Here is a 25,962-nt window from a genome sequence, read left to right on the forward strand (position 1 = left end):
TGGCGGAACCGAGGTCAGGAGGCGGCGTTGCCACGGACTGCCTCGAGGTATTCGGCGATGGCGTCGCGGTTGCGGGACAGGCAGCTGATGCGGTCGGACATGCGTTCGCGTTCGCGTTCCAGGGTGGCCAGCATTTCCGGGGTCGCGTCCGGGAAGTAGATGGTGCGCGGCTTGTCCAGGCAGGGCAGGATCTGTTTGATGATACGGGTCGGCAGGCCCGCGTCGAGTAGGCCGCGGATCTGCAGGACGCGGTCGACAAAGCGGTCGTCGTAGGTGCGATAGCCATTGGCGCAGCGGTCGGCGACGATGAGGCCCTGCTCCTCGTAGTAGCGCAGCAGCCGCCGCGAGGTGCCGGTGCGCTCCGACAGTTCTCCGATCCGCATATTTCACCTCGCATTTGACCTTCACATGTATGTGATGGTTCGAGCATAGGCCGCATGGACAACACACTCTTCGACTACAGCCCGATCGTCGACCGCGCACCGATTCGCTGGCCCAACGATGCTCGGGTCGCGTTCTACGTCGGGCTCAATATCGAGCACTACCAGGTGGACCGGCCCTCGACCAGCATCTTCCCCGGCACGGCCACCCTCACCCCGGATCCGCTGAACTACGGCTGGCGCGATTACGGTCCCCGGGTCGGCATCTGGCGGATCGTGCAGGCGCTGGACAAGTACGGCATCCGCGCCAGCGCCCTGCTCAACTCCGATGTCGCACACCATAATCCGCAGATCATCGCCGCCGGGCGGGAGCGGAACTGGACCTGGTTGGCACATGGCAAGAACAACTCGATCTTCCAGGCCGATATGTCCATCGACGACGAGCGCGCCTACCTCACCGATATCGTCGAAACCATCGAGCGCGCGACCGGCCGCCGCCCGCACGGCTGGATGGGCCCCGCGCTCACCGAGACCTTCCATACGCCGGAACTGCTCGCCGAACTCGGCCTCGATTACGTACTGGACTGGACCAATGACGATCAGCCGTATCGGCTCAATGTGCCCGGGCTGCTCAGCGTTCCGTACTCGGTCGAACTCAATGACAACAGCCTGTTCCTCGGAACCGGTTTGCGCGGTGCGGATTTCGTGCAGATCGTCAAGGACCAGTTGGACCGGCTCTACGAGGAGTCCGGTCGCGTCATGGCCCTTGCCCTGCACCCGTTCGTCATCGGGCAGGCCTTCCGCATCAAATATCTGGAGCAGGCCTTGGACTATGTGGCGAACCACCCGGGCGTATGGCTCACCACCAGTGACGAGATCGCCGACCATTACGGCGCTGCGGTTGGGTGAACAGCTATTGCGAGCAACGCCGCCTAGGACCATTATTCACATATGAGTAAGGTAACCCTAACTACAGAGCTGCCGATCGGCGCCGAGGTGGCGTGCGCACTGGCACGCACGTCGGAGTTGTTCGCATACGTTGTGGCACCGATCCTTTCGGTGCCACAACTGCAAATCCCGGACCACATCGAACCGGGCTCCGAGGGTTGCGCCCGTCTCTGGTGGTTCGGCATCATCCCCTCCTGGCGCCATCACCTGCGTCTGGTGCGACTCGATGCCCGGGAGATCTACACCAACGAATGGGGCGGCCCCATCCGCACCTGGAACCATCGCCTCACCTTTGAGCCGATCACCGAATCCAGCTGCCGCTACACCGACGAAATCGAAATCGAGTCCGGCCTGCGCGGTGCCCCAGCCCGCATCTTCGTCCACCTGATGTTCCGTCACCGCCACCGCCGCTGGCACCAACTCGCCACCCTCCTCGCCAACAGCCCCGTCGAGCTCAGCGCCCCGGCCCGCGACCACTGACTACGACCGTGCTCACCGGTCGAAGCCTTCGGTGCCGTCCTGAATTCGGTTGCCGCACAGATACCGCGCCGGAATCGGTATCCGCCGTCGTCGACGAGGCGACCGGGATGGCACTGGCGGTCACTTTCCGGATCATCGCCCCGGCTGAAGGCTGGTTTGGACGAGTGCCACAGTCAGTAGGGCCGCCCCCAGCAGACCGGTTGGGGTCAGCCGTTCGCCGAGGATTGCGGCGGCCAATATCGCGCCGCTCAGGGGTTCGAGGAGGGCGAGCACTGCGGCTGTGCCCGGACCGACTTCGGCGAGACCGCGGAAATACAGGGTGTATGCCATTGCGGTCGAGATCAGGCCGAACACGATTACCAGGCCGACGCTGTGTGGAGTCGGGTCGAAGGTGAGTCCGGATATCGCGGCGAGTGGCGTCAGCAGCACGGCGCCGCCGGTGACGGCGAAACCCGTTGTGGTCATCGCGTCGAGGCCCGGCACCGGACGAGCACTTATCAGGGTGACCGTCGCGAAGGCGCAAGCGGAGACCAATGCCATTGCCGCACCGGCGAATATCGCACCGACCGCCGCGTAATCGGCGGGCGCGCCGAGCAACAGGATCACACCGAACACCGCGATTCCGATCGTCGCCGCATGCCGACGATCCAGAACCCGCCTGCCGGTCAGATGTTCCAGCAGCGAGACAACCACCGGGGACAGACCAAGGGTGATCAGCGTCGCAAGGCTCACCGACGAGGCCGCGACCGCACCGAAGTAGCTCGCCTGAATGATCGCGACAAGAACCGCGACCACACCGATCCTGCGCCAAGCCGAGGCATTTCGTGGCAACGGCCGCCGTGTCACGGTCAGGAGAGCGATCAGCAAAAGCCCGCCGACGGCGAGCCGACAGGCGGCGACGGATACCGGCGAAAGACCGGTCGCACGGTGCAGGAGGGTGCCGACTGAACCGCCGGTCCCCGCCGACAGCCCGGCGCCGAGAAGACAGACCAACCCGAATCGGTTGACCGCGGATAGCGGCGTGGACATTCGCGCTCCTGCGACAGAAATGGATTGCGGTCGCGGAAGCGAGGTGCACAACCAGATGGGGCGCGCGGTCCTACACCTCGCTCAGGAGCGCGGCGGCGGGGTAATTACGAACCATCGGTACACCCGACCGATACTAAGGATCGCCGGAACGAGCTGTCATTCGATTTTCCGCCGTGGTCGGAGCGGGCCACGGGCATAGCTGGTTCGGCGTTGGCCGCCGCGCCAGCAAATCGAGTTCGATGGGCCGACCAGATCGAGATACTTCGCGACGGTAACCGGCACGCCGGGATGTCGCCGCTGTGCCAGCTACCAGCCCTATTGCGCCTTCGACAGTGGATATCTCGGCTCTACCGTGGCGTCCACGCACACCATCGACGCGCCTCCCCGGATTCGGAAACGGTCAGCCGAAAGAATTCCGGCAAACTTACGGCATTTGCCTATGTGGGATCAGTTATTCGAGCGAGTCGACGCCGGTGGACGGGACCGAGTGTCGGTAGCCGGCGGCCTGAGTCGTTTCGTCGGCCACCCGGACGCCGTAGTGGTAGGCGAGCTTGCCACCGAGAAAACCCGAGACGCCGAGGACGGCGAGGGCAATGATCGACAACACCAACTGGCCGATCGGCACGGCGCCATCCGGTCCGCGACCGGACTGCCGCCACCAGAAGTCGATGGCGAAGGTGACCGTCACTATCAAATTCAGACTCATGTGGACTAGGCCGGTGCGAAACGCCGTAGTGCCGGTCGGGATCGCGAGCAGATCCAGCAGACCGATCACGGCCGCGACCAGCGCACCGAGCACACCGACCGCGAGAAGCCACGCCGAGCCACGGGCGAGGGCCTGCGGGTCACCCGCCACATGCGAAGCGATATCGAATACCAGACTCGCCACCCATGCCCCGATCGGCACGGTGACCAGGATCGGATGGAACGGGTGTCCGTACGGACCGGCCAGCATCGCGCTGACCGGACGCTTGGCATGTTGCATGTCACTGGTCACGACAACCTCCTAGCGCGACTCGGCCGAGTGGGACCACTCGGCCACAGTGGGCGCATACCCACTCGGTTTCGACCAACACGCCGACAGGGAGGTCAGGATCGGCCGCCGCGCCGGAACCGAATGGGGCCTGATACGTCAAAACCACTGCCGCACAAGGGAAATGCAGACAGAACCCCGCAGACGACAAAAGCCGCAGACCGGAGAAATTCTCTGATCCGCGGCTTTCCGCATATCTGTGGGCGAAGGGGGACTTGAACCCCCACGTCCCGAAGGACACTGGCACCTGAAGCCAGCGCGTCTGCCATTCCGCCACTCGCCCGAGCGACTGAGAGACAGTATCACGCGGGTCAGCGAGACACGAAATCGCCTGTTGACGGCACTGGGTGCCGGTCCGGACCGGCACGGGAACCCCGGCTGGCTTCCAGGAGTTACAGGTGTGGACGATCGTGGATATCATGCAATGAACGTGGTCGATACGCGACACGCCATATCCGCGTGTCGTTGTTATGAATCAACACAGACGCTCACCGAAGGGAGGCCGAGATGGGCATCGTTTCTCGATTCGAGCGTCGCCTGCAAGGCGCCGTCGGTGACGTGTTCGCCAGAGCCTTCGGGGGCAGTGTCGTTCCCCAGGAGGTGGAAGCGGCACTCAAGCAGGAGGCCGCCGACAGTATCCAGGATCTGGGTGGCGGACATCTGTTGGCGCCCAACAGTTATGTGATCACCATCAACACCTCTGATCACCAACAACTCGCCGCCGACCACGACCTCACCACCCGCGCATTCGCCAAACACCTTCAGGACTACATCCGCGAGCAAGGCTGGCAGACCTACGGCGAAGTACACGTGGCATTCGAGGCATCACCTACGCTGCACACCGGACAGTTCAGGGCGAGCGGTCGGGTCGATCCCGACATCGGCCGCAGAGCCACCCCGGCTCGCAGCCCCGAACCCACGCCACAACGACCTGCACACCCGCAACCAGGAGCTGGCCCCATGACGCAGAACTCAGGCTACGACCCAAGCCGTGAGCCCGCGGAGTCCGATCCACGCAGCCGCGGGTACGCACCGCCGCCTGCGGGCCGGTCCGGGCCGCCGAACGGTGCGTACCGCGAAGACTACGGCCGGGGCGGGGCGCCCTACGGCGGTGGCTCCGATTACCAGGCGCCGGACGCGCAACAGGGTTACGGCGACTACCAGAACGGCTACGACTACCAACAGGGTGGCCAGGGCTACGGCCAGCAGGCCTATCAGGAGCCGGGGTACGGCCAGGGCTACGGCGAGCGCGGCGGCTACGGCCAGCAGCAGGGTGGCTACGCCGAACAGGACTATGGCCAGCAAGGCTACGGACAGGCCGGCTACGGCGAACAGGGCTACGCCGAACAGGGTTATGGCCAGCAAGGCTACGGACAGGCCGGCTACGGCGAACAGGGCTACGCCGAACAGGGCGGTTACGGTCAGCAGCCGGGTTACGGCCAGCAGGGCTACGCGCAGGCCGGCTACGGCGAACAGGGCTACGCGGAACCGGGTTACGGCGAGCCGGGCTACGCCGCGCCCGAGGAGCCGGGCGGCTATGGTCAGGCCTACTCGCAACAGCCCGGCTACGGCGCGCAGGGCGGCGGCTACCAGGCCCCCGCGCCCGCGTATGGCGGTGGCGCACAAGCCGGTTCGGGCTACTCCGCGACGCTGCAGCTCGACGACGGCAGCGGCCGCACCTACCAGCTCCGCGAGGGCAGCAACATCATCGGCCGCGGTCAGGACGCGCACTTCCGGCTGCCGGATACCGGAGTTTCGCGCAGGCACATCGAAGTCCGCTGGGACGGGCAGACCGCGATGCTCTCGGACCTGGGTTCGACCAACGGCACGCTCGTCAACGGCTCCCCGGTTCAGGACTGGCAGCTGGCCGACGGCGATGTTATCCGCGCCGGGCACTCCGAGATCCTGATCCGTATCGTCTGATCCCGTAAGCTCGCGGTGCAGGTCACGACATGGCGTACAGGGATTCTGCCGCCGTATCGTGATCGAACTCGACCCACGGCCCTATGATGCTGCCAACACACGCGCGTCGCCAGGACCGGGGCTCGCGAAACCAGCAAGCCGGTGGGGGCGAACTCGCACCTACGGGCACCGATACACGGTCGAACAGGAGGTGGAGCGCCGTGCAGGGACTGATCCTGCAATTGACCCGTGCGGGGTTCCTGCTGCTGCTGTGGTTATTCGTGTGGGCGGTATTGCGCACCCTGCGCAGCGACATCTACGCGGCATCCGGCATCCGGATCCAGCCCAGGGCCGCACGCGGTTCCGCGGTGCTGCCGTCTTTCAGCCGAGGCCAGAAGGGCGCCAAATTTCTTGTGGTGACTCAAGGTTCACTCGCCGGCACTCGCATCTCGCTCGGCACCCAACCGGTGCTGATCGGACGTGCGGACGACTCAACGCTGGTACTCACCGATGATTACGCCTCGACCAGACATGCGCGGCTCTCGCCGCGCGGTGACGACTGGTACGTCGAAGACCTCGGCTCGACGAACGGCACCTACCTCGACCGCGCGAAAGTCACCACCGCAGTCCGAGTTCCACTCGGCACCCCCGTCCGTGTCGGCAAAACAGTGATCGAGCTGCGATCGTGACACTTGTTCTCCGCTACGCAGCGCGTAGCGACCGCGGTCTTGTCCGAGGCAACAACGAGGACTCCGTCTATGCGGGCGCACGGCTGCTCGCACTAGCCGACGGTATGGGCGGCCACGCCGCCGGCGAGGTGGCGTCGCAGTTGATGATCGCCGCGCTCGCCCACCTCGACGACGACGAACCAGGCGACGATCTGCTCGGCAAGCTCAATACCGCCGTCCACGAGGGCAATGCCGCCATTGCCGATCACGTCGAGGAAGAGCCCGAACTGGACGGCATGGGCACCACGCTCACCGCAATCCTGTTCGCGGGCAAAAAACTCGGCCTGGTCCACATCGGCGACTCGCGCGCGTATCTGCTGCGCGGCGGCGAGCTGGCCCAGATCACCCGCGACGACACCTTCGTCCAGTCGCTGGTCGACGAGGGCCGGATCACCCCCGAGCAGGCGCACACCCATCCGCAACGTTCGCTGATCATGCGCGCCCTGACCGGCAACGAGATCGAGCCGACGCTGATCATGCGCGAAGCCCGCGCCGGTGATCGCTATCTGCTGTGCTCCGACGGTCTGTCCGATGTGGTCAGCGATGAGACCATCGCCAACACCATGCGCGAGGGCAGCACCGACGAATGTGCCGACCGGCTCATCGAACTCGCCTTGCGCAGCGGCGGTCCGGACAACGTCACCGTGGTCGTCGCCGATGTCATAGATCTGGACTACGGGCAGAGCCATCCGATCGTCGCGGGCGCGGCATCAGGTCAGGACGAGGACACCCCACCGCCCAATACCGCCGCCGGGCGGGCCGCCGCGATGCGTCCACCGCGGGCCGAACCGCGCAGGGCCGCCGCCACACCGCAGACGCCGCCGCAGGGCAAATCGCATAAGCTGCGCTGGATTCTGCTCGCCGCCGCCCTGGTGCTGGCCGCGGCAATCGGACTGCTGGTCGGCTACAACATGATTCGCAGCAACTACTACGTCGGCGCGGATAACGACCAGGTCGTCATCATGCGTGGTCTGCCGGGTTCGGTGCTGGGTTACTCGATCCACGAGGTCGAAACGATCGCCTGTGTCGACCCGACCGGCTCCCTCACCCTGCTGCAGCCGGGCGAGAGTCTGCCGGCGAAATGCAAGGTGCTCAAGGTTTCCGATCTCAAGCAGACCGGACACGACCAGGTCGACAAGGGACTGCCGCCGGGTTCGCTGGACGAGGCGCGCAAGCAGATGCAGATGCTGGCGCGCAACGAACTGCTGCGTGCCTGCCCGTCCAAGGAGCCGGTGCCGCAGCCCGGCGTCGTGCCGCCCAGCGAACCGCCGACGCAGCCCGGTGCATCCGCGCCGACCACGGTCGCGCCGACCACCGAGAACCGGGCGCCCGCGCCCGAACCGCAGCCGGCCGAGACCAAGAGCCCCGACGCCAAGACCCCGACGGCGACGGCGTCGCCGAACCCCCAGACGGCGGGGGAGCCTTGCCGGGTGACGGACTGATGTCCGCTCCGGCACCACCGTCCGCTGGGGCCTTTCCCAGTCCCCCCGGCGGATTCGCGCCAGCGCCGCCGCCGTCGACGAAGCGCAATGCCGAACTCATCTTGCTCGCCGGTGCGACGGGCATCGTCACTGTTTCGCTGTTCCTTGTCGAGGCGAGTCAGGAACAATCGGTCACCTGGGATATCGCCAAGTACGGTCTCGCCTATCTGGCCCTCTTCGCGGTGGCGCATCTCGCGGTGCGGCGCTTCGCACCGTTCGCCGATCCGCTGCTCTTACCGATCGCCGCGCTGCTCAACGGACTCGGCTTGGTGCTGATCCATCGGCTCGATCTCGCCGATGCGCAGACCGCCGCCTACAATTCCTGGCCCATCCCCTCCCCCGACGCCAATCAACAGATCCTGTGGACCGGTCTGGGGATGATCATCTTCATCGCGATCCTGGTCGTGCTGAACGATTACCGCACGCTGGCCAAATACAGCTATACCCTGGGCCTGGTAGGCCTTGTCGCGCTGGCGATTCCGGCATTGCTGCCCGGGGCGTATTCGGAGACCAACGGCTCCAAGATCTGGATCAGACTGCCCGGATTGAGCGTGCAGCCGGGTGAATTCGCGAAGATCCTGCTGATCATCTTCTTCGCCTCGGTGCTGGTCGCCAAGCGCGATCTGTTCACCGCGGCCGGTCGGCATTTCCTCGGCATGGAGTTCCCGCGCGCCCGCGACCTCGGCCCGATTCTGGTGGTCTGGATCGTCTGCATCGGCGTGCTGGTCTTCGAAAAGGACCTCGGCACTTCACTGTTGATCTTCAGCACGGTGCTGGTGATGCTCTATATCGCGACCGAACGGGTCGGCTGGCTCGTCATCGGCGGCGCACTGCTGTGCATCGGATTCTTCTTCGCCTACCAGGCCTTCAGTCATGTGCGCGTGCGCACCCAGACCTGGTTGCACCCGTTCGCGGATTACAACAACACCGGCTACCAGATCTCGCAGTCGCTGTTCGGCCTGGCCACCGGCGGATTGGCGGGCACCGGCCTGGGCAGCGGACGGCCATCGCAGGTGCCCTTCGCCAAGACCGACTTCATCATCACCACCATCGGCGAGGAACTCGGCCTGTTCGGACTTGCCGCGGTGCTGCTGCTGTTCCTGGTGTTCGTGGTGCGCGGTCTGCGGACCGCACTGGCCGTGCGTGACAGCTTCGGCAAACTGCTGGCCGCCGGGTTGTCGTTCACCATCGCCATCCAGCTGTTCGTGGTGGTCGGCGGTGTCACCAAACTGATTCCGCTGACCGGTCTCACCACGCCGTTCATGTCCTACGGCGGTTCGTCGCTGCTGGCCAACTACGCCCTACTGGCACTGTTGATCAAGGTTTCCGACGCGGCACGTGCCCCGGCGCCGGTGCGCAAGAAGGATCCGGTGGCCCCGATCGCGGATGCGACCACCGAGCTTCTGCGCAAACCGGAAGCGAGGCCGCAGGAATGAACACGCCGCTACGACGGGTCGCGGTCGCGGTGATGCTCATGATCGTCGCGCTGCTGCTCAATGCCACCTATGTGCAGGTGATCAAGGCCGACGACTACCGCACCGATCCACGCAACTCACGCGTGCTGCTCGACGAATACGCCCGCCAGCGCGGGCAGATCTCCGCGGGCGGTACGGTACTGGCCAGTTCGGTCGCCACCGACGACCGTTACAAGTACCTGCGCACCTACCCCACCGACCCGGAAGCGTACGCACCGGCCACCGGCTTCTACTCGATGCAGTACGGCAGCACGGGTCTGGAGCGCGCCGAGGATACGGTGCTGAACGGTTCGGACAATGCGCTGTTCGGACGCCGCCTGATCGATATGATCTCCGGTCGTGATCCGCGCGGCGGCAATGTGCTCACCACGTTGGACCCGGTGATGCAGCAGACCGCCTACGAACAGTTGACCGCCAAGGGCTACACCGGTTCGGTGGTGGCGATCGAGCCGAGTACCGGCAAGATTCTCACCATGGTGTCCACCCCCAGCTACGACCCGAACCTGTTGTCCGGGCACGATGGCGCCCAGGGCACCAAGTCTTGGGAAGAGCTGAGTGCGGACCAGCGCCAACCCATGTTGAATCGTGCTGTGTCGCAGACCTATCCGCCGGGCTCCACCTTCAAGGTGGTCCTCACCGCCGCCGCGTTGGCCAACGGCACCGCAAACCCGGACGACCAGTTCACCGCCGCGCCGAACATCACATTGCCGGGGACAACCACGACGCTGGAGAACTACAACGGCACCACATGCGGCAGCGGGCCCACCGCGACGCTCACCGAGGCGTTCCGCAGATCCTGCAATACCGCATTCGTCGAACTCGGACTCAAGGTCGGCTCCTCCAACCTCAAGGACGAGGCCGCCGCATTCGGCATCGGCGCGCACCGCGGCATCCCGATTCCGGTCGCGGAGAGCACCGTCGGTACGATTCCGGACAATGCCGCGCTGGCCCAGAGCAGCATCGGCCAGCGCGATGTCGCACTCACCCCACTGGACAATGCGGTCATCGCCGCGACCATCGCGAACGGCGGCGTCCGCATGGAGCCGTACCTGGTCGACCAACTGCAGGGACCCGATCTGAGCGAGCTCTCGAAAAATAAACCGGTCTCGGTCGGCCAAGCTGTCAGCGCCCAGGTAGCGTCGACGCTGACCAACCTGATGATCGCGTCGGAGGACAACACCGTCGGACACGGCCAGACCCGGTACCAAATCGCCTCTAAGACCGGAACCGCCGAACACGGAAGCAATCCGCGCAATACGCCACCACACGCCTGGTACATCGCCTTCGCGCCCGCCCAGAACCCCAAGATCGCCATCGCGGTGATCGTGGAGAACGGCGGCGACCGGGCGTTGGCCGCGACCGGTGGCTCGGTGGCCGCGCCGATTGCCCGCGCGGTGTTAGACGCCGGTTTGCGAGGGCGCTGAGGGATATGAACGTGCGAGTGGATGTACGGGGGCCGGGATGCTGAACAACGGCGCGATGATCGCCGACCGATATCGGCTGCAACGCCTGATCGCCACGGGCGGTATGGGTCAGGTATGGGAGGCACTCGACACCCGGCTGGACCGCCGGGTTGCGGTGAAGGTGCTCAAATCCGAGTTCTCCGCCGACCCGACCTTCCGGCATCGGTTCCGCAGTGAGGCCAAGACCACGGCCCAGCTGAATCACCCGGGTATCGCCGGAATCTACGACTACGGCGAAACCATGGATCCCAGCGGCGGGGAAACCGCCTATCTGGTCATGGAATTGGTGCAGGGCGAACCGCTCAATACGGTGCTGAACCGGCTGGGCCGACTTTCGGTGGTCCAGGGTCTGGACATGCTGGAGCAGACCGGTCGCGCACTCGAGGTGGCGCACGCCGCGGGCGTCGTGCACCGTGACGTTAAGCCGGGCAATATCCTCGTCACGCCGACCGGTCAGGTGAAGATCACCGACTTCGGCATCGCCAAGGCGGTCGACGCCTCCCCGGTGACCAAGACCGGCATGGTGATGGGCACCGCCCAGTACATCGCGCCCGAGCAGGCGGTCGGCGAGGACGCGACCTCGGCCAGTGATGTGTACGCACTCGGCGTGGTCGGCTACGAGGCGCTGGCCGGGCAGCGGCCGTTCACCGGTGATGGTGCGATCACCGTCGCGATGAAACATGTGCGCGAGGCCCCGCCGCCGATGCCGTCGGATCTGCCGCCCAATGTGCGCGAGCTGATCGAGATCACCATGGGCAAGGATCCGGCCCTGCGCTATGCCAGCGGCGGCGAATTCGCCGATGCCGTTGCCGCCGTGCGCGCCGGACGCCGCCCACCACCGCCGATCGCCACCGGCGCACCGACGGCGACCGGTGCGACCCGGGTGCTGCCGCCAGGTCCGACCGTGATTCTGCCGTCGCATGACCACGATGGCCCGACGGTCCGGTACAACACCCCGGCCACCCCGATGGGGGTAGGGGGCGCTGCTTCGACCAGACAAACGCCCGCGCCCAGGACTGTGATGAGCTCCGGCGCCACGCGCACCAATCCCGGGCCCGATCCGGAGACCTCGAGGTTCACCACCGGCCAGAAGGTCGGCGCTGCCGTCGCGGTCGGCGCGGTGCTGCTCGTCGGTCTGGTGCTGTGGCTGCTGTTCGGCGGCGATACCAATCCGGATACCGTGCGCCCTGCCACCAGCACGTCGAAAGTCGCGCCGCCACCACCGGTCACCACACCGCCGACCACGACAACCGAGCCGCCGACGACCGTCATCACCACGACCAGACCGGCTCCGCCACCGCCGCCGACCGCGGAACCCACGACGACGACGCAGCCGCCGACCACAACACCGACCACCACAACGCCGACCACGACGAAGTCGTCGAAGACAACGAGTCCGTCGACCACCACAAGAAGCTCGTGGTTCCCTACGCTCGATTTACCATTTCCGGATAGTCCCGGTGCCCGAGGACCCTCGGCCACTCCAGGCGCTGCTACTCCGCAAGGACAACCATGACGACCCCGAAGAATCTCTCCTCCCGCTACGAGCTGGGTGAGATCATCGGGTTCGGCGGCATGTCCGAAGTCCACAAGGCGCGGGATCTACGGCTCAGCCGAGATGTCGCGATCAAGGTGTTGCGTGCCGATCTGGCCCGCGACCCGACGTTCTATCTGCGCTTCAAGCGCGAGGCGCAGAACGCCGCCGCACTGAACCATCCGGCCATCGTCGCGGTCTACGACACCGGTGAGGCGGAGGTGGACGGCGGACCGCTGCCGTACATCGTGATGGAGTACGTCGACGGTGAGACGCTGCGTGACATCGTGCGCGGTAAGGGTCCGATACCACCGCGCCGGGCCATGGAGGTCGTCGCCGACGTCTGCGCCGCACTGGATTTCAGCCATAAGGCCGGAATCGTGCATCGCGATATGAAGCCCGCCAACATCATGATCAACCGGGCCGGTGCGGTGAAGGTGATGGACTTCGGCATCGCGCGCGCACTCGCCGACAGCTCCAACCCGATGACCCAGACCGCGGCCGTTATCGGTACCGCGCAATATCTTTCGCCCGAGCAGGCGCGCGGTGAGACCGTCGACGCCCGCTCGGATGTGTATTCCGTCGGCTGTGTGCTGTTCGAAATCCTCACCGGCGAGCCGCCTTTCACCGGTGACTCGCCGATCGCCGTCGCCTACCAGCACGTCCGGGAGGATCCGCGGCTGCCGTCGCATGTACACACCGGGGTGCCGCGCGAATTGGATTCCGTGGTGCTCAAGGCGATGAGCAAGAATCCGGCCAACCGGTACCAGTCGGCCGCCGAGATGCGTGCCGATCTGATCCGGGTGCTCGGCGGCCAGAAGCCGAGCGCGCCGATGGTGATGACCGACGAGGACCGCACCACCATCCTCGGCTCGAACGAACCGGCGCCGCGCAGCTTCCGCACCGTCGAACGCAATGACGACACCGCTGAGCAGGAACCCGCGGAACCGGCGAGTCCGCGACGCAATCTCTATATCGCGCTCGGCGCCGCCGCGGCGGTAATCGTGGCGTTCGCCCTGTTCTGGGTATTGATCGGGCCGGGCGCGCGCCCGGATCAGGTCGCCATACCCGACCTTTCGAACAAATCCGCGCAACAGGCCCAGGATTCGCTGCAGAAGCTCGGCTTCACGGTGGCCATCCAGCAGAAGCCGGATAACAAGGTCGCCACCGGCAATGTCATCTCCACCCAGCCGCTCGGCGGTTCCCGGGTCGACAAGGGCAGCACGATCACCGTGCAGGTCTCTGCCGGACCGGCGCAGGTGCAGATTCCTCGCCTCGACGGCATGACGCAGGAGCAGGCCGAGCAACAGCTGAACGCGAGCGGGTTGCGGATGGATCCGAATGTGCAGCGCAAGCCTTCGAGTGCGCAGGAGACGGACAAGGTGATCGGCACCGATCCGTCGGCGGGTTCGCGCGTCGATGTCGACCGGGCCATCGTCGTGATCCTCGGCTCCGGACCGGAGCAGATCCGGGTGCCGAATGTGGTCGGTCAGGACATCAGCGTCGCGCAGCCGAATCTGGTGGACAGCTCCGGATTCAAGATCACCATCCAGGATGTGCCGTCCTCGAAGCCCAAGGGCGAGGTCATCGCGACCACCCCGTCGGGTGGCAGCACCGCGGACAAGGGGTCCACAGTCACCGTGCAGGTTTCCAGCGGCGACATCGTCATGCCGAGCCTGATCGGCCTCACCACGGCGCAGGCGGTGGACAAGCTGCGGCAGGCAGGCTGGACCGGCACATCGGCACAGATCAGCCAATCCACCCAGGGCACCTTCGATACGAACAGCGTCGGTCGGGTCGTCAGCCAACAGCCTGCGGCCGGGTCGGCGATCGGGAAGAACGGAACGGTATCGATCACCACTTACGTCCTCGGTCCGCCGTAATAGCGGAGCCCAGGTCAGGGGTCTGAATACGCGGAGCGGCGGACCGCACGGTCCGATCGGCGCGAGAATGGGGCTGCTCATCCCAACCCACCGTGGAACAGGAGACAGCCCCATGACCACTGCCAGGGACATCATGAAACCCGGGGCCCAGTGGATTTCCAAGGACGATACCGTCGGGAAGGCTTCGCGGGTGATGGCCGAACTCGGCGTCGGCGCGCTGGTCATCGCCGACCACAACGAGCGGATGTGCGGGATCATCACCGACCGCGACATTGTGGTCAAATGCATTGCCCAGGGGCGATCCCCGGCCACTACGCGTGCCGAAGACCTCTGCGACGCGACGCCGCGGTGGATCGCCGCCGATGCGGATGTCGAAGAGGTGCTCGATGCGATGGAAAGTCACCGGATCAAGCGGATGCCGGTGATCGATGCCAAGCGGCTGGTCGGGATGATCAGCGAGGCCGACCTGGCACGCCACCTCGACGACAACCAGCTCAGCGAATTCGTCACCGCGGTCTACGGCAGGCCCTGACCGATCAGGAAAGATTCAGGTGGCGATTCATCGACATCGCCTCCTGGGCCAGCTCCGTCAATTCGACCACCTCGACGCCGTGCTGGCGCAACTGCTCCACCCCGACACAATTGGTTACGAAGGTCGTCGGTTCCCGCCAGGCGATGACGACGCGTGCAATCCCGGCCCGCAGAATCCGGTCGGTGCACGGCAGCCGGGTCGCGGTGGCGCGCTGCGAACACGGTTCCAGGGTGCTGTAAATCGTCGCCCGCGCCAACCGGGGATCGTCCGCGTCGAGCTTGTCGAGCGCGGCCTCCTCGGCATGGACCTTCTCGTCGGTCTCGCGCGAGTAGCCGGTCGAGATCTCGACGCCGTCGGCCACGATTACCGCGCCGACGGAGAACGCGGTCGAGCTGGGCGGGCACAGCCGTGCCAGTTCGATTGCCCGGCGCATGAATTGGATATCGGTCTGCTCCTCGGACTCGCGCGGCAGGTAGCGCAGCAATGCGACATCGCCGATCCGAGTGACATCAGCCAGGTGCATTCGGCGGGCCGGGTAGCTCGCGGGGCCGAGAAAGCGCGGCGCCGCGGCATGTCCGACGACGATCGGCGCGACCGCCATCTGCAATTCGTCGGCCAGATCCGCTGCGAGAAACCGCGTGAGGATGCGGGTGCCGCCCTCTACCATCAGCCGGGCGATGCCGCGGCGGCCGAGATCGTCGAGCAACGCACCGAGGTCGATATCGACACCGAGCCGGACCACCTCCGCCAGACCCGCCAACCGATCATCGAGCTTCGACGCACCGGCATCTGTGGTGTAGACGAGTTTGTCACCGCCGTGGTGCCAGAAACGCAGCTCCGGATCCAGATCACCGCGTGCGCTCACGGCAATCTTCAACGGATACTCCGGTCTTCCGGCCGCGACGCGCGCGGCCCGCCGGTCGGCACTGTTGACCAGCAATCGCGGATTATCGCGCCGCAGCGTCTCGGCGCCGATCAGGATCGCATCGGACTCCGCCCGTACCTGATCTACCCGATCGAAATCCGCGTCATTGGACAGCTTCAGCCGCTCCGGGGTCGCATCGTCGATGTATCCGTCGACACTGACCGCGACGGACAGCAGCACATAGGGCCGTCGCGTCACTGAGTCACCAGTGCCGCGACCTCCGCCTCCAGCATCTCCACCAGCCCCTCGGACGGACGCTCGCCGCATACCTCCAGCCAGTTCGCCAACATCCGATGCCCGCCCTGGGTCAGCACCGATTCGGGATGGAACTGCACGCCGTGAATCGGCAGCGTGCGGTGCCGCATGGCCATCACGATCTCGGATTCGGTCCGGCCGATCACCTCGATATCGGCGGGCAGGGTGTTCTCGAGAACGGTGAGCGAGTGGTATCGAGTCGCGGTGAACGGATCGGGCAGACCGCCCAGCACACCCACGCCGAGGTGGAAGACCGAGCTGGTCTTGCCGTGCAGCAGCTCCGGTGCGCGAGTCACGGTGGCGCCGAACGCCTCTCCGATGGCCTGATGGCCGAGGCATACCCCGAGCAGCGGAATGCCGTGCCGCGCGCAGGCGTGCACCAGATCGATGCTCGCGCCCGCCCGATCCGGGGTGCCCGGACCGGGGCTGATCAGAATGCCGTCGTATTCGGTGACAACCGCATCCAGATCGGCCAACTGCGGGTCGTCATTGCGCCAGACCACGGCCTCGGCACCCAACTGGCCGAGGTACTGCACCAGGTTGAACACGAAGCTGTCGTAGTTGTCGACGACCAGTACACGCATGCTGACGAGATTACGTGGCGACCCGGCGGACCGTCGCGCGCATTACCAGTTGGGATAGCCTAGAGGCAGACCGGAGGGGACCTGAGCCCTCACCCGGACCGTCTCGGCCCCCGCCGGATCGGGTTCTGTGGTGCGCGAGCTCGGCCATAATTCAACCGAATCTCCCCGCCGGTATCCGACCCGAACGCCGAACACGAGGACGACATGCCCAAGTCGAAGGTCCGTAAGAAGACCGACTACACGATCAATCCCGCCAGCCGCACACCGGTCAAGGTGAAGGCGGGACCGTCCCCGGTCTGGTACGTCGTGATCATGCTCGGCTTCATGCTGGCCGGGCTGGTCTGGCTGCTCGTCTACTACCTCGCCAATGACCGCATTACCTGGATGGCGGATCTCGGGGCGTGGAACTTCCTGATCGGCTTCGGTCTCATGGTTATCGGCCTGATCATGACGATGCGGTGGCGTTGATCCGCATAACGCCGGGATTACAGACGTGTCATTCATGCACACCTGTGGATAACCATGTGGACAACTCGAGGAACGATTGGGGAAAGTGACACGTGGATCCCGAATCCGATTCGCCTGATCCGCTCCCCGAACCACGCTGGACCACACCGATGGCCGGGCTCATCGCGGTCACCATCGGCGGCGTGGTGCTGGCCGGTGCCGCCATCCTCGCGAAGGACGGGCCGAGTCGACTGCTGATCGGATTGGCGGCGGTCGGCCTGCTGGCCTTGGCCGGACTCGGATTCCGACAGCGCCCGCGCCTGAGCATTACCGCCGATCCACAGCCACGGCTGGTGGTTCGCACTCTCACCGGACCGACCGAATACACTCGCGATCAGATCATGCGGGCCCGGGTCGTCGGCTATCGCCGCCTCGGCCGCAAAAATCCCATGCTCGAAATCGACGTCGAGCACCACGGCGATGAACGCCTGCTGATCTTCGGCCGCTGGGACCTCGGCACCAGTCCGGACGAGGTCTTCGAAATCCTCGTCGCACACGGATTGGCGCAATAGCCGCGCGCCGAACGTGCGCGGCAGCAACGTTTCACGTGAAGCATTTACCGCAGCGATATCGCCGCGGCCACGATGACGGCGAGTGCCGCCACGGCAACGGCGGCGACTGCGGCCCAACCGATCAGTCGTGCGTTCTCTTGTGTTTTCGCGCGCAGCCACTCCGGCAGGAACAGAATGCCGAGTGCGGCAAGAGTGCCCGCGGCGAGTCCGCCGAGGTGTCCGGCCAACGAGATACCGGGCAGCGAGAAGCTGATGAAGACATTGATGCCGATGAGGATCAACATCTGATTCGGATTCTGCCGCACCCGGATCAGGACCACCGTGATCGCGCCGAACAGTCCGTAGACCGCACACGATGCGCCCGCGGTGAGGCTGTCCCTGGCGAAAACCATCACCGCGGCCGAACCGCCGAGCAGTGCCACCAGGTAGACCACCAGATAGCGCGCCCGTCCGAGCACCGGCTCGATACTGCGGCCGACCACATACAGCGCGAACATATTGAGCAGCAGGTGGATCGGACCGTAGTGCAGGAAGCCGGAGCCGATCAGCCGCACGTACTGGCCGTGCGCCACCGCGGGTGGATACAGCACCCAGTCGATGTAGAGCGCGGAATGCCCGGTGTTCTCCACCAGACTCTTCGATTGACCCGCGGTGACCGCGAAGACGATCGTGTTCAGCGCGATCAGCACATAGGTGACGTACGGAATCGGGGTCCGCTCGGTCTGCGCACCGGCGACGGTGCGCACCGGCCGGACCTCACGCTGCGCCTGACGGACGCAGTCGACACAGTGCTGTCCGACTGCCGCGGGTCGCAGACATTCCGGACAGGCCGGTCGCCCGCACCGAGTGCAGGCCAGGCCCGTAGGACGATTGGGGTGGCGGACGCACGTCGGTGCGGACGGTTGAGCATTCATCGGATTATTCGATAGTGATCTTGGAGATGGTGACGGCTTCCTTGGGACGGTCGTTGCGATCGGTCGGCGTGGTCGCGATGGCATCCACGACCTTGCGCGAATCGGGGTCGACGACCTCCCCGAAGATGGTGTGCTTGCGGTTCAGATGCGGCTGCGCGCCGACGGTGACGAAGAACTGCGAACCATTGGTGCCCGGTCCCGCATTCGCCATCGCCAGCAGGTAGCCGCGATCGAAGCGCAGCTCCGGATGGAATTCGTCGCCGAATTCGTAGCCGGGTCCACCGCGTCCGGTGCCGGTTGGGTCACCACCTTGAATCATGAACCCGTCGATCACCCGGTGGAAACTCACGCCGTCGTAGAACGGGCCGGAGGTGCCGCCGCTGGCGTTCTCCGTCGTGTACGGTGCCGATCCATCGGCCAGGCCGACGAAGTTCCGCACCGTCTTCGGGGCGTGGTTACCGAAGAGCGAGATCTTGATGTCGCCGTGGTTGGTGTGCAACGTGGCCACGGCGGTCTGATTCGGTGAGGTCACCCCGTCATGCTAGTCAGCGAGACATCGATGTTCGCCACACCGGTCCCTAGGCACGCAGGGATCACATGATTCTGGCCCTACTGCGCGATGCGCCGTCATGTGCCACAGTTGTCGAATGACCTTGGGGCGCCTACTCACCTCCGCACGTTCTCGTAACCGACTGATCGCCGCGGTCGTCGTCGCGCTGGCCGGTGGCGTGGCCTGGTTGGTTCGCAGCAAGCGCCCCCAACCGCCGGAACCGGCGCCGGCGCCGCCGCGAATCGGTTACTCCCGCAATGGCTCCGCGCCGAACCCATTGGCAGGTGCCGGCGCGGACAACGGTCGCTGACGACCGAGAGCTCGCACCCGGTCAGCGGCTGACGGTGCGCTTGTACTGCCGCAGCGCGAGCGGGATGAACAGCGCGAGGATGATCACCACCCACGCCAGCGTGGTCGCCACCGGATGCTGCATGGACCAGGCGTCCGACTTCGGCGCCATCGGACTGGTATTGCCGAACAGATCGCGGGTCGCCTGGGTGACCGCTGAGACCGGATTCCACTCGGCGAATACCCGCAGCGCCGTCGGCAGATTCTCTAGCGGCACGAAGGTATTGGCCAGGAACGTCAGCGGGAAGATCACCATGAAGCTGGCGTTGTTGAACACCTCGGGCGCGCGAACCAGCAGGCCGACCACGGCCATGATCCAGGAGATCGCGTACGCGAACAGCAGCAACAGCACATAGGCCAGCACCGCGTCGAGCAAGGATCCGCGAATCCGCCAGCCGACGACATAACCGGTCACCGACATCACCACCAGGCTGACCACATTGATCACCACATCGCTGATGGTGCGCCCGACCAGCACGGCCGACGGCGCCATCGGGAGCGAGCGGAACCGGTCGATAATGCCCTTCTGCATATCCTCGGCCAGGCCCAATCCGGTGAACGTCGCGCCGAAGACCACCGACTGCGCGAAGATGCCCGCGATAAGGAACTCCCGGTAGCCGCCCGACATGCCGGGCACCTCGATCGCCGAGCCGAAGATATAGGCGAACAGCAGCACGAACATGATCGGCGACAGCGTCGAGAAGATCAGCACGTCGGGTACACGCTTGATCTTGATGACATTGCGCTTCGCGATGGTCACACTGTCGGTGCAGACGATGACGAGGCGTTCGCCGAGTGGCATGCGAATTCTGGTGTCCACGCTGGCCGCGGTCATCACTTGCGTCCTTCCGTTACTTCGAGCCGATCCGCAGGCTTATCGCCGTTACCGTTGATCAACTCCTCGGCCTCGTGACCGGTGAGCGTGAGGAAGACGTCGTCCAGTGACGGACGACGCAAACCGACATCGTGGATCTGCACATTGTGTGTGGTCAGCCGGCCGATGGCATCGACGAGCGCCTGCGATCCGTCACTGACCGGAACGGTGATCCGGCGCAGTCCGGGTTCGAGATGGATCTCCCCGTCCGCCAAACCCTCGAGCGCCTGCTGGGCGGTCGCGAGATTGTCGGCATGGTCGACGGTGAGTTCGATGCGATCGCCGCCGACCAGCGTTTTGAGTTCATCCGCGGTGCCGCGGGCGATCACCTTGCCGTGGTCGATCACCGCGATGGCATCGGCCAGCCGATCGGCCTCCTCCATGTACTGCGTGGTGAGCAAGAGCGTGGTGCCGCCGGCCACCAGTTCCTCGATGACATCCCAGAGGTCGAGGCGCGCACGTGGGTCGAGTCCGGTGGTCGGCTCGTCCAGGAAGAGCACCGGTGGATTGGCCACCAGTGCACCGGCCAGGTCGAGCCGTCGGCGCATACCGCCCGAATAGCCCTTGACCGGCCGGTCGGCGGCATCACTGAGTCGGAAGCGCTCCAGCAATTCCCGCGCGCGCTCCTTACTGCGCTGCACGCCCATGTGATAGAGCCGACCGACCATCTCCAGGTTCTCGAATCCGGTGAGATATTCGTCGACGGCGGCATATTGCCCGGACGCGCCGATGCGCGAGCGCAGGGCCTGTGGATTGCGCAGCACGTCGATACCCGCGACGGTCGCGCGGCCGGCATCCGGAATGAGCAGGGTGGTGAACACCCGGACCGTGGTGGTCTTGCCCGCACCGTTGGGTCCGAGCAATGCGGTGACGGTACCCTCGGGCACCGCCAGGTCGAGTCCATCGAGGGCGACCAACTGGCCGTATCGCTTGACCAGACCCTCGGCGACGATTGCGTCGGGCATGCTTCTCCTGAGGTTCGCTCGCTCGGGCGAGGTGGCTCATTACTCGAGTCAGTATTGCCCTGGGCACCGACAATTTCCGGTGATTTTTCGTCCACCTGGGCTTTTCAACGATCGAACGGGCCCGAGTTGCGACCGAACACCAAAACGGTCGCATCCCTTTCCGGGCGGTGCTCGGGGGTGCCGGTTCGGGATGCGACCGATTCGATCTTCCCGCCGGGTACCGGTCCGATCGCGCGTAGCGCACTACCCGATTCGGACCTGGCCGCTACTCGGGATCCGCGTGGCCGACATGCCCGCGCCCGAACGACACGCGACAAATCCGACCGAATCTGCCGTGCAACCGCTCAACCCGCACAGCGATTACGGACGCGCAGCAACCGGTCGGCATGGTTTTCACATTTACCTCGACCGCGTAGTGAGCTCCCATCCCGGCCGTAAAACACTGCGCGCCAACATTTTTGATAGCAGTCATCGAATCGACGAGCGGGCCGTCAACCGACCGGTCCGGCTATCCAGGCGGCGTCCGCAGCTGTCGCAGGTGAGCCGTCCCGAAAAATCTTGGAAAGTGGTGATCCCCACGCACACACAAACCCGGATCATCGCGTAGGATCGTTCACGTCGGCCCCTCCCCCCCGGGCCGACCTTACGCGGGCCTCGGCTAACTCCCCCCCTTCGCCGAGGCCCGCTCCCCATTTCCGGGGCAGCTCAGCCCCACTCAGCTATCTGTCGGCACCGCCGGTTCGTCCGCCGTGCCCACCGATAGCCAGGCCGCCGTCAATCGTTGCGCCCGTACCTTTCCGGCGGTCGCCAGCAACCGACGATCCCGCTCCCACCGCTCGCGAACGACCGGATCGGCCTCAGCCCACAGCGGCTCCAGTTCCGTCAGCACCTGCTCGAAATACTCGTACGCGCCGCCCAATGCGATATGACCGCCGGGCGAGGTCGGCCGATCCATCTCGAGGCCGCGCACGAACGCCACCGCCGCGAGTAACCGCTGCAGCGTCGCCCGCGGCCAGCCGGACTCGCGCCCGACCCGCACCAGCCAGCCGAGGGTGGCCGCGAGCACATGGACGTCTTCGATGGTGCGGAACGGTTTGAGGTAGTCCGAGTAGCCGTCGCCAGGCAGCGGTTCGGCCGCGGCATCGGTGAATGTGACCGAGGCGTGCGGGATTTCGGGTGCGAACGGTACGCCGGGCAGATTCGTCACATTGACGCCGGGCTGCGTCGCATCGACGAGCACGGCGCGCAGCAGATTGCGCCCGCCCGCCGCCGTGCCCGCACTGGCGATCACCAACAGTCGCCGCGCGAGTATCCCCAATGTGGTGAATGTCTTGGTGCCGTTGACCCGCCAGCCGCCGTCGGTCTCGGTCACCTGGGTCGTGATCGCCGACGGATGCGCGCCGCCCGCCTCGGTCGCGGAGACCGCGACCAGCTCATCGGCCGGGAGTTCGGGCAGCAACGCCCGCAGCGCCTGCTGATATCCGGACAGGAATGCGAAACCCAGTCGGTCCGCACCGAAACCACCGGCGATCGCGATATCGATCGTGGTATCGAACCGCTCGGTGGCCGCCCGGTGCCGCGTCCACGCATCGGTGATCGATTCGAGCGGTGTCGAATCGAGCGCCTCGGTCAGCAAATAGTCGAACACAGAGTTCACTCGTGCACGCTAACCGACAATCATCGCCCTGCTCGCGCCAGCAAGGCCCTGCTCGCGCCAGCAAGCCAGCGACACCTCGCGATCCTTATCCGGAACGTCGGCGATGCGACAGGAGAATCTCAGGATCACCAGGTATCACTGACTCGTCATTCCCTGAGGAGCCTGACCAGTGACGAAACCCGATCTCGCGCGCCGAAGGGCGCTCTACGACGCCGAGGCACGGCTGTCATGGGTGCTCGCCGCACTGGCCGGTCTCATCGGAGCCGCGGCATTCATGCATACCGAGGGCTACTTCGTCACGTTCATGACCGGCAATACCGAGCGCGCCGTGCTCGGCTACTTCCACGACGAACCCGATATCGCCGTCGCAGCGGCCCTGCTCATGCTCTCGTTCCTCGCCGGCGTCGTGGTGGCTTCCTGGTGCCGCAGGCACTACTGGTCCGGTCATCCGCACGGCCCGACCCTGCTCACCACACTCAGTCTCGCCGTGGCATCCCTGCTGGACGGTATCCTCTACTGGGCGACGAACGCCACCAATATCGACCTCATCCCAATCCTGTTCGTAGCCTTCGGCGTCGGCGCGCTCAACACCTCATTCGTCAAGAACGGCGAGGTCTCGATCCCCCTCAGTTACGTCACCGGCACCCTCGTCAAGATGGGCCAGGGCATCGAACGCCATATCAGCGGCGGCGATTACGCCGACTGGCTCGGCTACTTCCTGCTGTATGCCGCCTTCGGCGCGGGCGCGCTCTTCGGCGGATTACTGAGCCTGCTCATCGCGGGCTGGGCCATGCTCATCACCGCCACCGTGGTGTGCCTGATCACTACCGGCTACACCTACCTGCACCTGGACCGCCACGGCCCGCCCACGACGAGCTGACCCATGTGCGCGCCGTCGAGGCGACGGATACGGTTGTCCGGTGGGGAGTTTCGATCATCCGAAGCCGGATCACCTTGCGGCACTTGCACAACACCGCACCTGGGCCGAAGTCCGGCCACTACTTCGGCCGATTCTGCGTCCGACAACCTACAAGCAAGCCGCGCTCGACAATCTGCTGCACCGCCGGCCCGAGGCCGACGAGATCGACACCCGGTTCGTCAGCCGCCCGGCCTTCCCATTCGTCGACGAATTGGTCGCGATCGACCTGCCGAATACGCGATCGGTCATCAACTACTCGACCCTGGCGATGTGGCCGGTCTCCACCGACGAGGTCTTCGCGGCGGCCCGCGAAAATCTGGAAGCAATTGCGCAGCCGCATAATCCGCGCGGCAATGCCATCCTCACCCGCACCGATCGCGACGGCGACGCGTATCTCACCTCCTGGCCACTCGCTCCGGGTTGGTTGGCGAGTTTCAGCCAGCGCTACGCCGGCCGTCGCCCGGTCGTCTTCATGCCCGATATCGATACTCTGATCGTGGTCCCCGATATCCCACATCTACTCGCCCGCATCTACCGTCAGGTCGAGCAACAGTACGTCGATGCACGCCACCGCCTTTCGCCCCAGGGTTACACCCTCGACGAGGACAACGCCGTTGTCCCCTTCGACCGCGCCGGCCGACACGAACAACACCGAACCGCCGTCCGCGCCGGATACCGCCTGGCCATCGAGGAATACGCCGCGCAGGCCGACTGGCTCAACGAAGCACTCGAACGCGACCTCGAATTCACCCACTGCGGCTTGCAGATGGCCATCGTCGGCGAGGTAAAGCTGGCAGGCACCGACACTCGCCCCTACACCTACACCATCTGGGGCAAAGGCGTCGACTACCTACTCCCTGCCGCCGACTACATCATGTTCGCCAGCACCGATGCCGACAACAACGCCGTTCCCGTTTGCACCGTGCCACTCACCGCGGCCCTCGAAATAACCGGCCTCGCACCGATTCCCGGCATGTCACCCATCCGATTCGAAGCCCGCTTCTGGCCCGATGAAACAATGCTCACCCAGTTGAAGCAGGCCTCGGTCGCCCTGTGAATGGGGCGGGGACTCGGTCCTGATATCCGGCTGCCCACCATCGCGTCCGCTTGGACGGGGTGCTCGGCTGGATGATCGTCGATCACGACGTGGCCAAGCAGGCCTTCGTCGAGCCGACCATCAGCAAGAAGATCGGATCGCAGCAGGGGCGGGTCGTTATGGCCGAACACGGCGCCGACGGCTAGTACAACGGCGCCTTCGACGACAACATGCTTTTCGCCGACCCGCCGCAGCACATCCGCCTGCGCAGCCTCGTCGCGAAGGCTTTCGCGAGCCGCGCCCGGACCTCGAATCGAGCAGATCGCCGACACCCTGCTGGACGACCTGACCACCTTCGACCCGACCCGCAACGACACCCGAAACATCGCATTCGGCCACGGCATCCACTACTACATCGGCGCCGCCCCAGCCCGCATGGAAGCAACAATCGCCCGCACCCGCCTACTGGCTCGCATCCCAGCCACGTCGCTGGACATACCGGCCACCGAGCTGACATGGCGAAAGAGCCTCCTGATCCGCGGCCTCACCACCCTCCCCGTCCACCTCTCGTCCACCACCGCGGTCGATACCGAAGCCGGAACGATTTGCGACACCGTGGACCCAGCCACCCCCTGGACCGAGCCCGACAACCTCGACGAGCCAGCTAGGTCGTGTTTCGAAAGTCGGGTCACCGTAGCCACAGGTCGATGGCGGCGATGTGGACGGTAGCCAGGAAGCGGACGGCGAGTTTGTCGTATCTGGTTGCCAGCGCGCGGTTTTGCTTGAGTTGGTTGATGCCACGCTCGACCGCGTTGCGGTCACGGTAGATCTCGGCATCGAACGCATGCGGCCGACCACCTCGCGCGCCGCGCCGGAGCCGGTGACCGACCTGGTCTCCCGGCACCGGGATAGTGGCCCGGATTCCGCGTCGAGCCAGGTAAGCGCGGTTGGCGCGGGAGGAATAGGCCTTGTCCGCCAACACTCGGTCTGGGCGCACACGCGGCCGCCCACCACCGAGCCGCGGTACCCAGACCGCATCCAGCACCGC

27 protein-coding genes and 1 tRNA gene are annotated in these 25,962 nt (G+C 65.4%); 16 read left to right on the forward strand and 12 right to left on the reverse strand.

Annotated elements, in window-relative coordinates:
- Positions 1 to 14: 14 nt before the first annotated feature.
- Positions 15 to 383: a MerR family transcriptional regulator gene (locus ACIBJI_RS28240; RefSeq protein WP_364350858.1), complete on the reverse strand. Its 369-nt coding sequence runs from the start codon at positions 381 to 383 to the stop codon at positions 15 to 17.
- 54 nt (positions 384 to 437) lie between these two features.
- On the opposite strand from ACIBJI_RS28240, the gene ACIBJI_RS28245 reads away from it, so the two are divergent.
- Both ACIBJI_RS28245 and ACIBJI_RS28250 read left to right on the forward strand, forming a co-directional pair.
- Positions 438 to 1,289 carry a polysaccharide deacetylase family protein gene (locus ACIBJI_RS28245; RefSeq protein WP_364350855.1) on the forward strand — a complete coding sequence of 284 codons (852 nt, stop codon included), beginning with the start codon at positions 438 to 440 and terminating at the stop codon, positions 1,287 to 1,289.
- Between the two features lie 42 nt (positions 1,290 to 1,331).
- Complete coding sequence (locus tag ACIBJI_RS28250) at positions 1,332 to 1,808, forward strand: hypothetical protein (RefSeq protein ID WP_364350852.1); 477 nt, start codon at positions 1,332 to 1,334, stop codon at positions 1,806 to 1,808.
- Between the two features lie 132 nt (positions 1,809 to 1,940).
- Here ACIBJI_RS28250 and ACIBJI_RS28255 read toward each other — a convergent pair whose 3' ends face one another.
- The 3 genes from ACIBJI_RS28255 to ACIBJI_RS28265 all read right to left on the reverse strand — a co-directional run bounded on the left by ACIBJI_RS28255 (position 1,941) and on the right by ACIBJI_RS28265 (position 4,153).
- Positions 1,941 to 2,837: a DMT family transporter gene (locus tag ACIBJI_RS28255; RefSeq protein ID WP_397086632.1), complete on the reverse strand. Its 897-nt coding sequence runs from the start codon at positions 2,835 to 2,837 to the stop codon at positions 1,941 to 1,943.
- 451 nt (positions 2,838 to 3,288) lie between these two features.
- The gene (locus tag ACIBJI_RS28260; RefSeq protein ID WP_364350846.1) at positions 3,289 to 3,834 is read right to left on the reverse strand and encodes a DUF2231 domain-containing protein; all 546 of its coding nucleotides are present in this window, start codon (positions 3,832 to 3,834) and stop codon (positions 3,289 to 3,291) included.
- A gap of 236 nt (positions 3,835 to 4,070) precedes the next feature.
- A tRNA-Leu gene (locus ACIBJI_RS28265) sits at positions 4,071 to 4,153 on the reverse strand.
- A 224-nt stretch (positions 4,154 to 4,377) separates the two neighbouring features.
- Here ACIBJI_RS28265 and ACIBJI_RS28270 point away from each other — a divergent pair.
- The 8 genes from ACIBJI_RS28270 to ACIBJI_RS28305 all read left to right on the forward strand — a co-directional run bounded on the left by ACIBJI_RS28270 (position 4,378) and on the right by ACIBJI_RS28305 (position 14,868).
- Entirely contained in the window at positions 4,378 to 5,793 is a 1,416-nt protein-coding gene (locus tag ACIBJI_RS28270; RefSeq protein WP_364350843.1) for a DUF3662 and FHA domain-containing protein, read from the forward strand.
- A 200-nt stretch (positions 5,794 to 5,993) separates the two neighbouring features.
- Positions 5,994 to 6,461, forward strand: coding sequence for an FHA domain-containing protein (locus ACIBJI_RS28275; RefSeq protein ID WP_014980860.1), 468 nt, complete (start codon positions 5,994 to 5,996; stop codon positions 6,459 to 6,461).
- The gene (locus ACIBJI_RS28280; protein ID WP_364350840.1) at positions 6,458 to 7,942 is read left to right on the forward strand and encodes a protein phosphatase 2C domain-containing protein; all 1,485 of its coding nucleotides are present in this window, start codon (positions 6,458 to 6,460) and stop codon (positions 7,940 to 7,942) included. Before ACIBJI_RS28275 ends, ACIBJI_RS28280 begins: the two co-directional genes overlap by 4 nt.
- On the forward strand, positions 7,942 to 9,417 hold the full coding sequence (locus tag ACIBJI_RS28285) for an FtsW/RodA/SpoVE family cell cycle protein (protein ID WP_364350837.1): 1,476 nt from the start codon (positions 7,942 to 7,944) through the stop codon (positions 9,415 to 9,417). Before ACIBJI_RS28280 ends, ACIBJI_RS28285 begins: the two co-directional genes overlap by 1 nt.
- Positions 9,414 to 10,880: a penicillin-binding protein 2 gene (locus tag ACIBJI_RS28290; RefSeq protein WP_364350834.1), complete on the forward strand. Its 1,467-nt coding sequence runs from the start codon at positions 9,414 to 9,416 to the stop codon at positions 10,878 to 10,880. Before ACIBJI_RS28285 ends, ACIBJI_RS28290 begins: the two co-directional genes overlap by 4 nt.
- Positions 10,881 to 10,917: 37 nt before the next feature.
- Positions 10,918 to 12,435, forward strand: coding sequence for a protein kinase (locus tag ACIBJI_RS28295; RefSeq protein ID WP_364350831.1), 1,518 nt, complete (start codon positions 10,918 to 10,920; stop codon positions 12,433 to 12,435).
- A complete protein-coding gene (pknB, locus tag ACIBJI_RS28300) occupies positions 12,432 to 14,336 on the forward strand; it encodes a Stk1 family PASTA domain-containing Ser/Thr kinase (protein ID WP_364350827.1) in 1,905 nt (634 codons plus the stop codon). The genes ACIBJI_RS28295 and pknB overlap by 4 nt, the downstream gene beginning before the upstream one ends.
- 112 nt (positions 14,337 to 14,448) lie before the next feature.
- The gene (locus ACIBJI_RS28305) at positions 14,449 to 14,868 is read left to right on the forward strand and encodes a CBS domain-containing protein (RefSeq protein WP_364350824.1); all 420 of its coding nucleotides are present in this window, start codon (positions 14,449 to 14,451) and stop codon (positions 14,866 to 14,868) included.
- A 4-nt stretch (positions 14,869 to 14,872) separates the two neighbouring features.
- Here the strand turns inward: ACIBJI_RS28305 and ACIBJI_RS28310 are convergent, their stop codons facing one another.
- Entirely contained in the window at positions 14,873 to 15,991 is a 1,119-nt protein-coding gene (locus ACIBJI_RS28310) for a dihydrofolate reductase family protein (protein WP_397086637.1), read from the reverse strand.
- Complete coding sequence (locus ACIBJI_RS28315) at positions 15,988 to 16,632, reverse strand: aminodeoxychorismate/anthranilate synthase component II (protein ID WP_364350818.1); 645 nt, start codon at positions 16,630 to 16,632, stop codon at positions 15,988 to 15,990. Before ACIBJI_RS28315 ends, ACIBJI_RS28310 begins: the two co-directional genes overlap by 4 nt.
- 204 nt (positions 16,633 to 16,836) lie before the next feature.
- On the opposite strand from ACIBJI_RS28315, the gene crgA reads away from it, so the two are divergent.
- Positions 16,837 to 17,100, forward strand: a complete 264-nt coding sequence (gene crgA, locus ACIBJI_RS28320) for a cell division protein CrgA (RefSeq protein WP_364350815.1) — start codon at positions 16,837 to 16,839, stop codon at positions 17,098 to 17,100.
- Between the two features lie 149 nt (positions 17,101 to 17,249).
- Positions 17,250 to 17,651, forward strand: coding sequence for a PH domain-containing protein (locus tag ACIBJI_RS28325; protein ID WP_397086659.1), 402 nt, complete (start codon positions 17,250 to 17,252; stop codon positions 17,649 to 17,651).
- 44 nt (positions 17,652 to 17,695) lie between these two features.
- Here the strand turns inward: ACIBJI_RS28325 and ACIBJI_RS28330 are convergent, their stop codons facing one another.
- Together ACIBJI_RS28330 and ACIBJI_RS28335 are read right to left on the reverse strand one after the other, a co-directional pair.
- Positions 17,696 to 18,565, reverse strand: a complete 870-nt coding sequence (locus tag ACIBJI_RS28330; protein ID WP_397086639.1) for a rhomboid family intramembrane serine protease — start codon at positions 18,563 to 18,565, stop codon at positions 17,696 to 17,698.
- 4 nt (positions 18,566 to 18,569) lie between these two features.
- Positions 18,570 to 19,097 carry a peptidylprolyl isomerase gene (locus ACIBJI_RS28335; RefSeq protein WP_364350808.1) on the reverse strand — a complete coding sequence of 176 codons (528 nt, stop codon included), beginning with the start codon at positions 19,095 to 19,097 and terminating at the stop codon, positions 18,570 to 18,572.
- Between the two features lie 115 nt (positions 19,098 to 19,212).
- Between ACIBJI_RS28335 and ACIBJI_RS28340 the strand changes: the two genes are divergently transcribed.
- Positions 19,213 to 19,425, forward strand: coding sequence for a hypothetical protein (locus tag ACIBJI_RS28340; RefSeq protein WP_063044151.1), 213 nt, complete (start codon positions 19,213 to 19,215; stop codon positions 19,423 to 19,425).
- Positions 19,426 to 19,446: 21 nt separating this feature from the next.
- Here ACIBJI_RS28340 and ACIBJI_RS28345 read toward each other — a convergent pair whose 3' ends face one another.
- The gene (locus ACIBJI_RS28345) at positions 19,447 to 20,265 is read right to left on the reverse strand and encodes an ABC transporter permease (RefSeq protein WP_364351121.1); all 819 of its coding nucleotides are present in this window, start codon (positions 20,263 to 20,265) and stop codon (positions 19,447 to 19,449) included.
- Positions 20,266 to 20,297: 32 nt separating this feature from the next.
- The gene (locus ACIBJI_RS28350; protein ID WP_364350803.1) at positions 20,298 to 21,302 is read right to left on the reverse strand and encodes an ATP-binding cassette domain-containing protein; all 1,005 of its coding nucleotides are present in this window, start codon (positions 21,300 to 21,302) and stop codon (positions 20,298 to 20,300) included.
- Between the two features lie 280 nt (positions 21,303 to 21,582).
- Between ACIBJI_RS28350 and ACIBJI_RS28355 the strand changes: the two genes are divergently transcribed.
- Positions 21,583 to 21,909: a hypothetical protein gene (locus tag ACIBJI_RS28355; RefSeq protein WP_397086641.1), complete on the forward strand. Its 327-nt coding sequence runs from the start codon at positions 21,583 to 21,585 to the stop codon at positions 21,907 to 21,909.
- A 108-nt stretch (positions 21,910 to 22,017) separates the two neighbouring features.
- Here ACIBJI_RS28355 and ACIBJI_RS28360 read toward each other — a convergent pair whose 3' ends face one another.
- The gene (locus tag ACIBJI_RS28360; protein ID WP_397086643.1) at positions 22,018 to 22,959 is read right to left on the reverse strand and encodes an acyl-CoA dehydrogenase family protein; all 942 of its coding nucleotides are present in this window, start codon (positions 22,957 to 22,959) and stop codon (positions 22,018 to 22,020) included.
- A 169-nt stretch (positions 22,960 to 23,128) separates the two neighbouring features.
- On the opposite strand from ACIBJI_RS28360, the gene ACIBJI_RS28365 reads away from it, so the two are divergent.
- Together ACIBJI_RS28365 and ACIBJI_RS28370 are read left to right on the forward strand one after the other, a co-directional pair.
- On the forward strand, positions 23,129 to 23,839 hold the full coding sequence (locus tag ACIBJI_RS28365) for a YoaK family protein (protein WP_364350794.1): 711 nt from the start codon (positions 23,129 to 23,131) through the stop codon (positions 23,837 to 23,839).
- A 40-nt stretch (positions 23,840 to 23,879) separates the two neighbouring features.
- Positions 23,880 to 24,935, forward strand: a complete 1,056-nt coding sequence (locus tag ACIBJI_RS28370) for a hypothetical protein (protein WP_397086645.1) — start codon at positions 23,880 to 23,882, stop codon at positions 24,933 to 24,935.
- 667 nt (positions 24,936 to 25,602) lie between these two features.
- Here ACIBJI_RS28370 and ACIBJI_RS28375 read toward each other — a convergent pair.
- Positions 25,603 to 25,962 (reverse strand): transposase (locus ACIBJI_RS28375; RefSeq protein ID WP_397086647.1); only part of this gene is annotated, 360 nt, incomplete at its 5' end.

It is taken from the genome of Nocardia sp. NPDC050408 (assembly GCF_044458905.1).
In the GTDB taxonomy this organism is placed as follows: Bacteria; Actinomycetota; Actinomycetes; order Mycobacteriales; family Mycobacteriaceae; genus Nocardia.